Genomic DNA, 12990 nt, shown 5'->3' with positions numbered 1-12990 from the left:
CTCGCGAACAGGCAAGCCGGCCGTGAGGCCGTGCACGCAAAGTGACGGATCTCGATGGAGATGGCCGCACTACCGAACGAACCAACCCCACGCCTTTGCCCGCGACCGACCGTTGCCGGCATGCCGGAGTCAATTGATGACTGTAACGCAACCGACCGCCGGTGTCACCGCCCGCCGCGGCGTCTCTTCCAGCCAGTCGGATCAAACGATTTTGGTTGCCGACGATAGCCGCACCGTCTTGCGTCTGCTCGATCGAACACTTCGTGACGCCGGCTACAACGTCGCCTTGACCGAAGACGGCCGCCAAGCCGTGGAAGTGGCGACGGAAACCAAACCCGACTTGATCATCCTGGACATCAACATGCCGGTGCTGGACGGCTATGGCGTCTGCCACGAGTTGCTCGCCGATGAAACCTGGGACCGCTCGACGCCCGTGATCTTTTTGACCAGCGCCGATGCACCCCACCTGGAAACACTCGGCAGCCAACTGGGCGCGTTCCTGTCCAAACCGACCGAACCCGACTTGCTGCTCGAAACCGTCCAATCGTTGCTGCGACGCACCGTGTGACGACGACCCGACGATCCGATCTGACTCCACTTGTCTCCTTGTTCCCGTGCGCTGGCAATGTCCCAAACCCCACAATTCACGACCGATGACGATCTCGATCTGAGCTTGGAAACACTTGATCAGTGGGAAACCGAGCTGGATCAATTCGCCGCCGGGATCATGAAACGCTTGTCACAGGCGAGCGGAAAAACGATCGACGTCAGTCGCCTGATCCCCCAGTCCCAACAGGCTGCGGCACCACGGGCTGCGGCACCACAAACCGATCCGGTCGACGCGGACGACGAGCACGAGGCGATGCAACTGCTGAAGTCCTTGCGTGAAATGACCCAGTAACCCAGTTCACTTTCAGCCCCAAGAAGTTTCGATGGAAAGCGTGATTTCCCATCAATCGAGAATCGCCAACCTGAGCGACAAACACTGCATCTTCCGATCTGGCGATGTGATGTTTTCGGTCCCGGCGACGACGGTGCGTGAAGTGACGATCATGCCGACGATCGTTCCGGTTCCGCTGAGCCATCCTTCGTTGGCGGGGATCGGGAATCTCCGCAGCGAATTCCTGCCGGTGATCGATCTGGAACCGCTGATCGGCAACCAGGCTCGGCTCTCGGCCGACAGCGGACAGCTGTTGGTGATGCAATGCCCGCTCGGATCGTGGGCCATCGCGATCGACAAAGTGATCGCGATCGACGGCATCGAAACCCACATCGATGCCGGACAACGCAATGAAAACACCATGTCGGTCTTGATGGGCACGGCGACCTATGACGGAAAAGTCATCAGCGTCTTAGACGTCAACGGGTTGCAGCGAATCGCACAACAGACACTGGAGGACCAATGGCATGGTTCCCAGTGTGTCTTTCCTTCTACCGTCTCAACCCCAACGTCCGCGTCAAAGTGGAACGCCGTATGAAAACCAACATCACATTTTTGGCCACGCACTCGTTGGTCGCGGTCGTCGCGACGGCCGCTGCGATGGCGGGATCATCCCTGTCGAGCGGTTCCCAGTGGGTCGTTGTCCTGATCGCCGCAATGACCGCCGCCGGTGCAGCGTCACTGCTGTTGACGCACAAGGTCGGCCATGGAATCCGGCAACTGAAAAAGATGCTGGTCGAACGTCAGCAGACGATCGTCTCCAGCGGGATTCGCGAGCTCGACGAACTCGGGTCCACCGTCCTGCAGACCTCGCAACGGTACGACGAAATCGAAGTGGCCAGTCGGCAGAATGCACGCGAACTGCAATCCATGCTGTCCCGACTTTCCCGACGCGAAGGTTATGACTCGGCCGACATGAGTGAGTTTAAGAACGTGCTCGGTGGCGTCGGCCGATCACTCAGCGAGCTGATGGCACAAGTCGAAAAAGACGTCGTCGAGATCGGCAGATGCAACGCCGACGTTCACAGCGGCAAACAGTCCGAAGCGACCTACCGAACCACCGCGTTGTTGCAAAACCTGACCAACGGCATCGAACGGATTTCCGATCGCTGTGCCCAACTACAGCAACAAATCGGGTCGGCCGAAAAGGCGGTCGCCAAAGCGATCGAAAAGACCAATGTGCTGACCGAAGGCGTGCATCGCATCCGCAGCTGCAGCGAAACGAGCAAGAAAAAACTGCGATCACTCGGAGATCCGACACGCCAAATCGGCAACATCGTCGGCACGATCACCGACATCGCCGCCCGCACCGAAATGCTGGCCCTGAACGCGTCGATCGAATCGATCCGGGCCGGCGAACACGGGCGTGGCTTTGCCGTGGTGGCCGACGAAGTGAGGAAATTGGCCGAGCAGACGGCACACTCTGCCCGGGAGATCGGTGTGCTCGCCGAATCCTTGGAAATGCAAACCACCGATTCGCTCTCCGTGCTCAGCCGAGAACAAAACGAAGTCGAATCCGACATCGCCGTCGTCGAAGCCATCCGCGACACGCTGAACGAACTTTCGCAAGTCACCGCGGCAGGCATGTTCGTCGTCTCGGATCTTTCGCAACAGGGCGACCAACAGCAGAACCTGGTTCAAGGACTCGCCGGAGGCATCGACTCGATCGCCAGTGCCCATCAGGCCGATCGGAAACGCGCCGACCATGCGTCCTGGGCGATCAAGTCGCTGGCCAAAACGGCCATCGACCTCGATTCCAATATCCATCGGCTCCGAGGTTGCACCAATCCGAATCTGGATCTCAATCCAAGCGAACGACGACAGTTGCTCGAATTGGCCAATCAAAACCGCGCCGACGCGACGCCCGACGCCGCCAGCCGACACGAAAACGTCCGCGTTGCGGAGGAAGTGAAATGAGCACCCAAGACGCTTCCTCGGGCGCGTTCAGCGAACATCTCTTTTCCTGTGAACCCGGTCCTACCGGCGCCCCCGCTGCCCCCGAATCGGACGCAACACGTCGCATGGCCGACTTTGCCAACGCCGTCGAGCTGCTCCATGAACTGACCCACGCCGGTCTGGAAGATGTCGATGCGTGTTTGCAGGACACCGTCGAGAAATTGGGCGAACTGGCCGACACCGTCGATCGTTCACTTTCGGATTTTAACGATGACGATCCCGATGTTTTGAACCTGGTCGATTTTGTCGTCGAGAGCTGTAACTCGGTCCGCAGCGTGGCGCTCGGTGAACAAGCCGACGAGGTGGACCAGGAGCAATTGGAATTGCTCAAAGAAGCGATCGAACTGAGACTCGATTCATGCGATGCGTCGGGCGAGTTTGTCAACGAGGACGAGTCGGCTTGCGAAGGCGAAGGTGATTGGGACGGGGCCGATGCAAACGCCACTCCGGAGTCCGACGTCATTGCGCCCAGCCAAGCCGAAATCGCGGCGTTGCTGAGCAGCCTGAGTGCCCAGACTCGGGGAATCGCCCCGGAAGACGGTGCTTGGCAAGACGCCCCGGCAACGAACCCGGAATTCAGTTCCGACCGACGGGAACAACCGAACGATCCAGAAACCAACTCGCCCGCGGCGTCGACGGCACACGACGCGATCAAAGTCGGCGGCAGCGCGATCGCCATGCCCGCTGTGGACGAGATCGACATCGACGACGAACTGCGTGAAGCCTTCATGGACGATGCGACCCGCGGATTGGAATCGATGGAGCAAGCGCTGCTTGACCTGGAATCCGGACCCGGCGACGACGGCCCTGTGAAAACCATCAGCCGCGAACTTCACACCATCAAGGGAGCGTCGGCGAGCATCGGAATGTCCAACTTGGCCGACTACATCCACGAAGTCGAGGAGTTGATTCGTCAGACGCAAGACGCCGGCCATGCGGTCACCCCCGAACTGTTGCTGCCGCATGTGGATCTGATTCGCGCTCGCGTCGATGGCGACGAGACGGCCCCGGATGATTCACGGTACGCCCCCAACGACGCCTCCACCGCACCCCAACCCGTCGCGGCAAATTCTGCCGTGGCATCCACCGCCCCGTCGTCGTCCACCGCTCAGTCGCTCTCAACCACACAGCCCGCTGCGCGGCCGCCGAAGAAGAACGCGCTTTCGGACAGTCACGGCGACGACGAAACCGTACGGGTCAAAGCGTCACAGCTCAATCGGCTGATGGACATGCTGAGTGAACTGGTGATGCTGCGAAATCAGCGCGACACCGAAATCTCGGAACTCAAAGGGATTCACGACGAGCTGATCCACAGCGTCACCCGCATTCGGATGCTGAGCCACGAAGGCGAAGCGCTGTTGGCCGGTGACAGCCTTGCCAATCCCGTCCTGGCCGAAGACGGCGTGTCCTTCTCCCATCTCAACGAAGTCGCCAATGACGTGCTGGAATCGGCCCAGCGATTGCGCGACTGTTACCGCCCCGTCGCCGACGGGAACCAAGCGGTCTCGCAATTCATCCGCAACTTTCGACTGGAGCTGGTTCAGCTGAGAAGGATGCCGGTTTCCGGGCTGTTCCGCAGACTGCATCGCGCGATCAGCGACGCGGCACGTACCGAACACAAACAAGTGCGTGTGGAGTTGGTCGGAGAGAACACCGGGATCGAGCGGTCGCTGCAGGAACGGATTTTTGAACCGTTGCTGCACATCGTTCGAAACTCGGTCAGCCATGGAATCGAATCGGCCCAAGACCGTGTCGCGGCGGGCAAAACACCGCAAGGCATCGTGAGACTTCACGCCCACTCGGGGCCGGACCTGTTGGTCATCGAAGTCAGTGATGACGGCCGCGGTTTGGACTTTGATGCGATTCGCAGACGGGGCATCGAGCGGGGTTTGATCGATGGCGACAAATCGGTCAGCCATGCCGAACTCTCACGACTGATTTTCAATCCCGGGTTTTCGACGCGTGAATCGGCCAACCAGCTCTCCGGACGTGGTGTCGGGATGGATGTCGTTGCGTCGACGCTGGAACGGATGCGGGGCTGGGTCGAAGTCGAATCGGAACACGGTTCGGGATCGACGATCCGCTTGTCGCTGCCGCTGCCTTCGATGATTCAGCACGCGATGGTGTTCCGCAGTGGCGGTCAGCTGTTCGCCTTGCCGGCTCAATCGGTTCGCCGCACCGGTGAATTTGACCCCAGCTACTCACCGATTGATCTGAACGAAATCCTGTCCTTGCGGCATCACGATCCGGCTGCCCAGAGCGACCATTCACGTCGCGCCATCATCGAACTGGCCAGCGGGTCGGCGACCGTCGATGGCGAATCGGGCGGCGACTTTGCGTTGCTGGTCGACCGAGTCCTCGGACCCGAGGAAGTCGTCGTTCGACCGATGCCGCCGATGCTGAAGTCACATCCGTTGTGCATCGGAGCGACACTTTCTGGGATGGGCGAAGTGGTGCTGCTGTTGGACCCTCGCGGACTGGCCGAGGCATCCAAGGGCGCCCGCCAAGTCGTTCAACCCCTGCCCTCGGAAGAACGGGCCTGCGGCAAAGAGCTGCCCAAGGTGCTCGTCGTCGACGATTCAAAAAGTGCCAGGCTTCGCGTGACGCGGGCACTGGCCAAGTATCCCGTCACCGTTGTCCAAGTCGAAGACGGACAGGCTGCGATTGAGATGCTGTCCAAAGAAACGTTCGCCACCGTTTTCAGCGACATCGACATGCCGCGGATGAGCGGTCTGGAGTTGCTGCAAACGATCAAGGGTGAACCTCGATTGGCATCCATCCCCGTCATCGTGATCAGCAGCCGCAGTCTCGAGACGGCCGGCAAGCAGGCCCGTCTCTTGGGCGCCATCGAATACATCCAAAAACCACTCACGCCCGAACGACTCGACGCCGTCGTCGCCCCTTTCGATTGGGCCCAACCTTACCCGGACCACCTTTAGATCTTTCGCCCGCGGCTCGTTGCCCCAATCAAAGCCCCTTTTCAAATCACTTCCGTTTCCCGTCACAGAGGAATCAGTTTCATGGCCGAAAAAAAAGTCCTGGTCATTGATGACAGTGCGACCATCCGCAAGCTGGTCGATACACACCTAAGCCCGGCCGGTTACGCCGTCACTCTGGCCCCCACGGCGGAGGACGGCTTGCAACTGGCCGAAGAGATCCGGCCCGATCTGATTCTGTTGGACCACCAACTGCCGGGAACGACGGGCTTTGAAGTCTGCCAACAACTGGCGGCCTCCTCGACGTTAAAGATGATCCCCGTCGTGGTCAGTTCGACGCTCCGAAAGAAAGCGTATGTGGAGTACGCCGACCTGGACAACGTGGTCGACATGTTGCCCAAACCCTATACCGAAAACCTGCTCCGCACGACCGTCGAAAACGCGATCGAAACCGCGACGATGATTGTCGAATCCCAGACCAAGGGATCGGCGGTGCCGGAGATCATCGGAGACACGTCCGAGCCCGATCTGGCCGGCCGCTTCGCCGTGTTCGGCATTCGCGAGGTCGTCGATTTCCTCAACAACGGCCACAAGCAAGGCGTGCTCGAGATCGAAGCCGAGCGCCTGCGGTTGTGGATCTACCTGGATCGGGGACGCGTCCAAGGCATCAGTGCGACCGGGCTGCAACCCGAAGAAACGCAACTGGTCGTCGAGCGGTTGCCCGAGTCGTTGCAAAGCCTGGCCGAAGTCCTGCGTCTGACGATCGCCGGACGCGGAACGGCAGAGTTCGACGGGTTTGTGCAGTTGATGGACAAGCGAGTCCTGGACCCACGATTGACGGCCAAGCTGTTGCGTTTCCAAGCGGCCATGCTGATCGGACTGGTGATGAAGCGACCGTTGAAAGGCTATCAGTTCCGCGCGACCTCGAGCTTCCCGTCACTGCAACGCGATTTGCCCCTGGAAGTCAGCTTGATGGGACTGCTGGTCGAACACGCACTGTACTGCGATCTCTCGGAGATCCAGAGCGATGATTCCGCGCTGCGATACGTCCGACGCGCCATCCGGGGCCAGAACTTGGACCGTGCCGGGCTGTCCGCCAAACACATGAAGATCATGAACCTGCTGAGCGAACCTCGTTCGGTCGACGAATTGCAACAACGACTCGGCTGGGATCACGAGGAAGTCCGCCGGGTGTTGTCAGGCTTCGTCGCGGCCGACATCCTCGAAGTCCGGCGGGACGAAAGCGAAGGGAAATTCGTTGCCTACGAGACCAATGCGATTGCCGCCGCACAACTCCGCAGCGGGCTCAAACAGGCTTCCGGCAAATACGTCGGCAAGATCGTTCGCGATACGTTGACATTGCAGTTGCTGGTCAAACGAACCAAGCCGGACGCGGTGTTCTTCGCCGTCGACACGCCGCAAAGCTGCGACGCCATTCGCGAAGCTTACACCTCGGCACAAGAAGCCTTCGGAAACTCGCGAAAGATCGTGTTGGCTCCCGCGAAGGTCGTCGATGACCCCAACGTTCCGTGGCACAAACTGCTCGGTTTCACTCCGGATCGATTGCTGCATTCGCCCTACACCTGCGACACCTTGACCGAAACGATGGACGAACTGGACTCCATTCCGGTCGCAGAACCGCAGCCTGATGGCTCGCAGCAAGAGACGCTTGGTGCCGCGACCGACCCGACGTTGGCCTCCAACGGTTTGGACACCCCTGTTGCGGAGACCCTGTCATGATTCGATCAACCGAAGCAACCCTGACCGGTTTTAAAATCCGAGTCCTTCGACAGAGTGCCTCGCCGATCGACCACGCCCTCGAAGAGGGACGAAGCGTCTTTGTCGGCAGCGGCAATTCGTGCGGCATCAAGGTCAGTGGCGAAGACGTCGCCGAGATCCATTGCCTCGTCGACGTCGATGACGACGTCGTCTCCATCCAAGACTGGGCGTCCAAGTCGGGTACCAAAGTCAATGGAACGCTGATCGATGACAAGACGGCGATCCAAGTCGGAGACTCCATCGTCGTCGGTTCCATCAAGCTTGAATTGGTCGGTGGACCGAGCGGACCGAGTCAAGCCGACAAACAAAACGCCCTCGACCTGGCCGACAAGGCCGCCGCGGAAGCACGAGAAGAATCAGTGGGGATGGAAAACTTGGGCTACGAAGACGTGCAAGACGATGGAACAACCGTCGCCGATCCGACGCCCGCCGCGCGGCCGCCGATCGGCAGACTCAGCGACGCGTTGGCCGAGACCACTGCGGAACCGATCTCCGCCCACGACACCCATGTCGCCGAAGAACCCGCGACCGAGACGTCGGACTTGGATGCATCAATCGCCCAACCACCCGAAGCGTCGGCGGAACACAAAATCGACGAACCGGAATCCGGCGAGGGTGCGATCGTGGACGACTTCGCTTCGAACCATCTCACCGCCGAAGATCTCGATTGGGATCCCTCCACCTTTGACGACGATCAGGTGGATGCCGAGATCGTTCAGCTGCTCAAGTCAGAAATCGAAGACCTCCGCATCCAGTTGGCCGAACGCGACGAGCAATTGGCCGCGATGGAAGGGCTCGGCGCAGAAGACGCTGAACACACCACGTCAAACCAAGCCAGATCCATCGACCAAGACTTCGGCAGCGACGAACTGGTCGGACGTGTCGACGACTTGCTCGCCGAATTGGCCGAACACGACGAACGTGTCTCGATGCTGCAAGAATTGCTGCAGACCGCTGAAATCCAGAACCAGGCGGAACGGGAAGAACGCAGCTGTTTGGAAAACTGGGTCGGTGAAATCGAACAACGGATCGGCGAGCGAGAATCGGAATGGAAAGCCGAGCAGGACGCCCTCCGTGATCGACTCAACGCGGCGAGCCAGGAACGTGATCGGTTCCAGCAACAGCTGCACACCGCCGCCAAACGCTACGGACAAGCTTCGGTCGCTGACGTGGCCCCGGATGAAACGCTGCAGAAGCTGCAAAAGCAAAATGCGGAGTTGCAGACCGCACTGGAGGAATCGCAAAAGCAATGCGTCAGCCTGAATCGTCAGATTGAGCGGATGCAAAACGAAGAACCGGAATCGCTGCAGGAACTGCGTGCCGAATTGGCCCGGGAGAAAGCATCGGTTTCACGCATGCGATTCCAGCTCTCCAAGCAGCTCCAGGAAATCGACGGCGACGCCGCCACGAAAGAGCAGCCGGACCGCGAGTTTGCCTTCAAGCTGCAAGCACTGCGACAGCATTTGCGGGAGATTCACGAGGAAGAGAAGGTCGAGCGGGAACAGAAAGGAGAGTCTTTGCTGGGCCGCATCTCCAATCTCTGGAAACGCGTCGGTGACGAGTACTAAGACGCTCGGGAAGACTTCGTCGTAATCATTTTAAACCCTGAATCGATATGACCGACCGAAACGACATGATTGCTCCGTCGCCCCTGAGCGGCGGAAGTGACTCGCCAGGAACGGGCGTCTCCCCGGTGACCGCACCGTTGGACGGCTCGCAAGCCGAAGCGATCGGTTCCATCGTCTTTGACGTGGAACATTTCGCGCGAGGTTGGATCGGTCGCATTCGCAGACTCATTCATCGGTCGTCCCAGTTGATCGAGCGTGAATCGCTACTGGCCGGTGCGATCGCGCGGTTGGATCAACAGAAGACCGAATGGGGCAAACGGACCGCGGCCAAGGAAGAAGGCCTGCGGGATCAGTCCAAACGGCTGACCGAAGCCTGGCTGGAAGTCGAGTCCGAACGCAGAAAGGCGATTCAAGGTGCACGCGCCGCGGCGACCGCGGCGAACAAGTCGGGTATCGGTCCCGTCGTTCCCTCGGTCCACCCTGGCGTTTCAACCGGCACGATTCCGACAGCCGCCGGGCTTCCCCAGCCGCCGAGCGCCGGCTCTCCTCCGATCGCTCCGACGGCGGAACCGCCGCGCGATCCGAACCTGCCGTCACCAGCGGCGATTCAACGGCAACTGCCGGCGGGCCCCCCGCCGGTCAACGTCAACGTTCCCGTCTGCGATCCAAACACAGCGTCGCCCGCGGATGGTCGCGGGGGATCCCCCGTGATGCCGGTCGGCAACGCGCCCATCCTGCCCGGCCAACCCGCCTCCGGTTGCCGAGGATATCCCACTCAAGATCGCGACCAGCAGGCCGCACTCGAGCATGCCGAAGCCGCCCGGCAACAGAAGATTGAAGAATTCAAACGCATGCAACGTGCGATCCGATCAAACCGAAGCCATTCGAACTAACCGTTGGAGACCATCGTGCCCTTTGCCACCTTTTTCAGCCGGCCGCTGAGTGCGTTTCGCGCTTCGTTCTCGGGCGCGAAGCCCGATGCTGCAGCCGCCGCGCCACCGACCTTGGATTTCCCCGGCGCACCGCCCGACATCCGCCAGCTGGTGCGTGAGCGACAGTATGCTCACATCGTCCGCCCGGCCGACGGGATTGCGTTCGACCCCGTCTCGTTGAGGTACGCCTGGCAAGCGATCGATCACGACATGGCTTATGTGCCAGGCGGCGACGTGACACTGTGTGGTGAATACGCCACGACGTCCGAGGAAGGATTCGTGCTCGTTCCACAGGTCGTCGGAACCAGCCAAACCGATTCGATCTACCTGGACCGTTGGTGCGTGACGAATGCCGACTTTCACCGCTTTGTCCAAGCCGGCGGGTACGAAAACGTCTCGCTGTGGCCCGAACAGATCCTGGCATCGGTGCTCAAATTCGTCGACAAAACAGGACAACCCGGCCCCGCGTTTTGGGAAAACGGCCGACCCGCCAAAGCGACAGCGGCTCATCCGGTCGTCGGGGTCTCCTGGTACGAAGCCAACGCCTACGCCCAATGGGTGGGAAAACGCTTACCGACCAGCGCCGAATGGCAGCGGGCCGGGACCTGGGGATCGACCGGTAGCGATTCGCTGAAGGAATCGAAATATCCCTGGGGCAATTCCTTTGATCCGCAATTTGCCAACACCTGGGCATCAGGCCGACACCAAACGGTCTCGGTCCATGAGTGCCAGGGCGGCAACACACCCAACGGCATTCGGCAATTGATCGGGAACGTCTGGGAGTGGATGAACACCCAGTACTTGTTGGCCGCGACCGAAGAGATCACCGTCCACATGACCGACCCGATGGCGGAGGTCCGCGGCGGTGCCTTCGACAGTTACTTCCATTCACACACGACGTGTCAAAGTCGCAGCGCCCAGACGCTGCTTGCCCGCAAGAACAACGTCGGCTTTCGATGTTGTTTCTCCGCCGAAGGGCTCGATCCGCACGGTGACGATGAAATGCAATCGGCCGACGCCTGACGCGGTGATGACTCCTGACTCGGTAATGATTCCTGACCCCGATACGCGCCTCGATGACGAAAGAAAACAATGAGTAAGGCAGAAGGCTACAACGCGGCATTGTGTTACCAAGACGCGCCTCCGTGCGTCTGTTGCGACGCCCAAATGACCAGCATGGATGACTATTGCGATGAGTGCCAGACGCCGGCTGAAATCACGCGTTCGGTTTCCCGACGACATGCCAAGCCGCATTTCATTTCGGTGGTCGGCCCCAGCAACGCCGGCAAGACGGTCTATCTGGGGCTGCTGTTGGACATGCTTTGTGGTGGTGCCAAGAATCTCAAAGGTGTTCCCAACGGGGCATTTTCCATCAAGCTTCAAGAACAGGTCGTCTCGGCCCTGGAGGAACGACGCTTTCCGGAAAAGACGCCCAACGAATCCGACCTCTGGAAATGGTTGCACTGCGTCGTCACCGATTCTTCGCAACGCAAAGAGAAACAGGTGGACTTTGTCGCACCGGATTTCGCCGGTGAAGCCATCGCGACCGAACTGGAGCAACCGGGGACCTACGCCGCCGTCAGCCACATCGTTCAGCGAACGTCGGCGTTCTTGTTGCTGTGCGATTCGGCCGAGGTCCGCGACAACGGTGCCCGCGAGGACCTGTTTGCGATGAAACTCGGCTCGTACATCTCGCAGCAACAATCGCTTTCCGAGTTGGGGAAATCGCGTGATCTGACGCCGGCGGTGGCGATCGTGTTTACCAAATCGGACACCTGCCCCGAGGCGGCGGCGGACCCTCACCGATTCATGGCCAACAACATGCCCCGCTTCATCGATTACTGCCAACACAACTTTCCGCGTCACGCGGTCTTCAGTGCCAGCGTCGTCGGTTCATCGGCGTTGCTGAGCAATGATGTCGGTGGTGTGGCACGGGTGCCGTTTCACATCCAGCCCCGCGGCGTGATTGAACCCTTGCACTGGGCCATCCAGAACAGCTAATCGAAATGCAAGTCGAACAGATCAGCTACGGCTCGCTCAAGCGTCGTCGGATGAAGGGATACCAGATCATCGGGAAGTCTCCCGGTGTGGATGCAACCGTGTCGAGCGAGTTTTGCAAATGGGCCCCCTCACACAACTCGCTCGAGGTCGCCTCCGATGCCGCCGCTCAGGACGCCTGGGGGCTGAGCTTCTTCCCCCTTTCGGATTACTTCTATGCCGTCGCGCGGAGCGTGCACGGCGGTCCGGAATACAGCGGACGAGGCGGGCTGGCGGTGGTGACCAACGCGCTGGTGATGAGCCGCAAGCAGCTTGTCGCCTATGAATTTCATGCCGTCGATACCGCGCGCACGGCTCTCGCGTTGGGCAACCTGATCTTGCAGATGGACCGAGATGAAACGCTGCCCACGGTCACGTTGACCGGGCGGCCCTTGTCGCTGCAACCGCCGACGAGTGACTTCACCGATTCCAAACCTGCTCTGTTGCCGGGACACGCCGTCAACTGGATCGCCCGCGAAACGGTCAGCCTGCTTCGTGACAACCGCAAGGTCATGATCGTCGGCAAATGCGATCCGCTGCCGATCTTGACGCTGATGCTGGACCAATTGAGTCCCACCGAACGCAGTGAAACGAGTTTCGCCTGCGGCCTGAAACCCAGCAGCCGACGTGACTTTCGTGTTCAGTTCACACAGGACCCGATGGCGCCGAAACTGCAGAAAGAACTGGACCGGTCCGGCATCGCCCCGATCGACGTTGCCCGCGTGTTGGTCGAGACCAAGTAACCACTCCACGTGGCGAGGTTTGCCAGGCCACTCCGTCGAGCCGCCCGACATGGCTGGCGAGGAGCCGACGGGGTTAAAAGCAATACCGCTAAGTTAACA

The 12990-nt window shown here is 60.1% G+C and carries 11 protein-coding genes and 1 riboswitch; all 11 genes read left to right on the top strand.

Annotated features, from left to right (window positions below; genetic code table 11):
- A riboswitch (cyclic di-GMP riboswitch) is annotated at positions 1–77 on the top strand.
- Positions 78–136: 59 nt separating this feature from the next.
- The 11 genes from NZK35_RS21870 to NZK35_RS21820 all read left to right on the top strand — a co-directional run bounded on the left by NZK35_RS21870 (position 137) and on the right by NZK35_RS21820 (position 12891).
- Positions 137–568 (top strand): response regulator, encoded by a 432-nt coding sequence (locus tag NZK35_RS21870; RefSeq protein ID WP_259634654.1) that lies wholly within the window; start codon positions 137–139, stop codon positions 566–568.
- Between the two features lie 57 nt (positions 569–625).
- Positions 626–901 (top strand): hypothetical protein, encoded by a 276-nt coding sequence (locus NZK35_RS21865; RefSeq protein WP_259634653.1) that lies wholly within the window; start codon positions 626–628, stop codon positions 899–901.
- 31 nt (positions 902–932) lie between these two features.
- Positions 933–1478, top strand: a complete 546-nt coding sequence (locus NZK35_RS21860; protein WP_259634652.1) for a chemotaxis protein CheW — start codon at positions 933–935, stop codon at positions 1476–1478.
- Positions 1475–2857, top strand: coding sequence for a methyl-accepting chemotaxis protein (locus tag NZK35_RS21855; protein ID WP_259634651.1), 1383 nt, complete (start codon positions 1475–1477; stop codon positions 2855–2857). Before NZK35_RS21860 ends, NZK35_RS21855 begins: the two co-directional genes overlap by 4 nt.
- Complete coding sequence (locus tag NZK35_RS21850; protein ID WP_259634650.1) at positions 2854–5835, top strand: hybrid sensor histidine kinase/response regulator; 2982 nt, start codon at positions 2854–2856, stop codon at positions 5833–5835. The genes NZK35_RS21855 and NZK35_RS21850 overlap by 4 nt, the downstream gene beginning before the upstream one ends.
- Positions 5836–5916: 81 nt before the next feature.
- Positions 5917–7572: a response regulator gene (locus NZK35_RS21845; RefSeq protein ID WP_259634649.1), complete on the top strand. Its 1656-nt coding sequence runs from the start codon at positions 5917–5919 to the stop codon at positions 7570–7572.
- Positions 7569–9179 carry an FHA domain-containing protein gene (locus NZK35_RS21840; protein ID WP_259634648.1) on the top strand — a complete coding sequence of 537 codons (1611 nt, stop codon included), beginning with the start codon at positions 7569–7571 and terminating at the stop codon, positions 9177–9179. The genes NZK35_RS21845 and NZK35_RS21840 overlap by 4 nt, the downstream gene beginning before the upstream one ends.
- Positions 9180–9226: 47 nt before the next feature.
- Positions 9227–10072, top strand: coding sequence for a hypothetical protein (locus NZK35_RS21835; RefSeq protein ID WP_259634647.1), 846 nt, complete (start codon positions 9227–9229; stop codon positions 10070–10072).
- 15 nt (positions 10073–10087) lie between these two features.
- On the top strand, positions 10088–11134 hold the full coding sequence (locus tag NZK35_RS21830) for a formylglycine-generating enzyme family protein (RefSeq protein ID WP_259634646.1): 1047 nt from the start codon (positions 10088–10090) through the stop codon (positions 11132–11134).
- 69 nt (positions 11135–11203) lie between these two features.
- Positions 11204–12112 carry a TRAFAC clade GTPase domain-containing protein gene (locus NZK35_RS21825; RefSeq protein ID WP_259634645.1) on the top strand — a complete coding sequence of 303 codons (909 nt, stop codon included), beginning with the start codon at positions 11204–11206 and terminating at the stop codon, positions 12110–12112.
- Positions 12113–12117: 5 nt separating this feature from the next.
- A complete protein-coding gene (locus NZK35_RS21820; RefSeq protein WP_259634644.1) occupies positions 12118–12891 on the top strand; it encodes a GAP1-N2 domain-containing protein in 774 nt (257 codons plus the stop codon).
- Positions 12892–12990: the final 99 nt, after the last annotated feature.

The sequence above is a fragment of the Stieleria sedimenti genome, assembly GCF_025060895.1.
In the GTDB taxonomy this organism is placed as follows: Bacteria; Planctomycetota; Planctomycetia; order Pirellulales; family Pirellulaceae; genus Stieleria; species Stieleria sedimenti.
This window is presented reverse-complemented; position numbering and strand designations above follow the sequence as displayed.

What these genes read in the sequence shown, in the direction of transcription:
- NZK35_RS21870 (WP_259634654.1), top strand. Translation starts at nt 137, where the DNA reads ATGACTGTAACGCAACCGACCGCCGGTGTCACCGCCCGCCGCGGCGTC.
- NZK35_RS21865 (WP_259634653.1), top strand. Translation starts at nt 626, where the DNA reads ATGTCCCAAACCCCACAATTCACGACCGATGACGATCTCGATCTGAGC.
- NZK35_RS21860 (WP_259634652.1), top strand. Translation starts at nt 933, where the DNA reads ATGGAAAGCGTGATTTCCCATCAATCGAGAATCGCCAACCTGAGCGAC.
- NZK35_RS21855 (WP_259634651.1), top strand. Translation starts at nt 1,475, where the DNA reads ATGAAAACCAACATCACATTTTTGGCCACGCACTCGTTGGTCGCGGTC.
- NZK35_RS21850 (WP_259634650.1), top strand. Translation starts at nt 2,854, where the DNA reads ATGAGCACCCAAGACGCTTCCTCGGGCGCGTTCAGCGAACATCTCTTT.
- NZK35_RS21845 (WP_259634649.1), top strand. Translation starts at nt 5,917, where the DNA reads ATGGCCGAAAAAAAAGTCCTGGTCATTGATGACAGTGCGACCATCCGC.
- NZK35_RS21840 (WP_259634648.1), top strand. Translation starts at nt 7,569, where the DNA reads ATGATTCGATCAACCGAAGCAACCCTGACCGGTTTTAAAATCCGAGTC.
- NZK35_RS21835 (WP_259634647.1), top strand. Translation starts at nt 9,227, where the DNA reads ATGACCGACCGAAACGACATGATTGCTCCGTCGCCCCTGAGCGGCGGA.
- NZK35_RS21825 (WP_259634645.1), top strand. Translation starts at nt 11,204, where the DNA reads ATGAGTAAGGCAGAAGGCTACAACGCGGCATTGTGTTACCAAGACGCG.
- NZK35_RS21820 (WP_259634644.1), top strand. Translation starts at nt 12,118, where the DNA reads ATGCAAGTCGAACAGATCAGCTACGGCTCGCTCAAGCGTCGTCGGATG.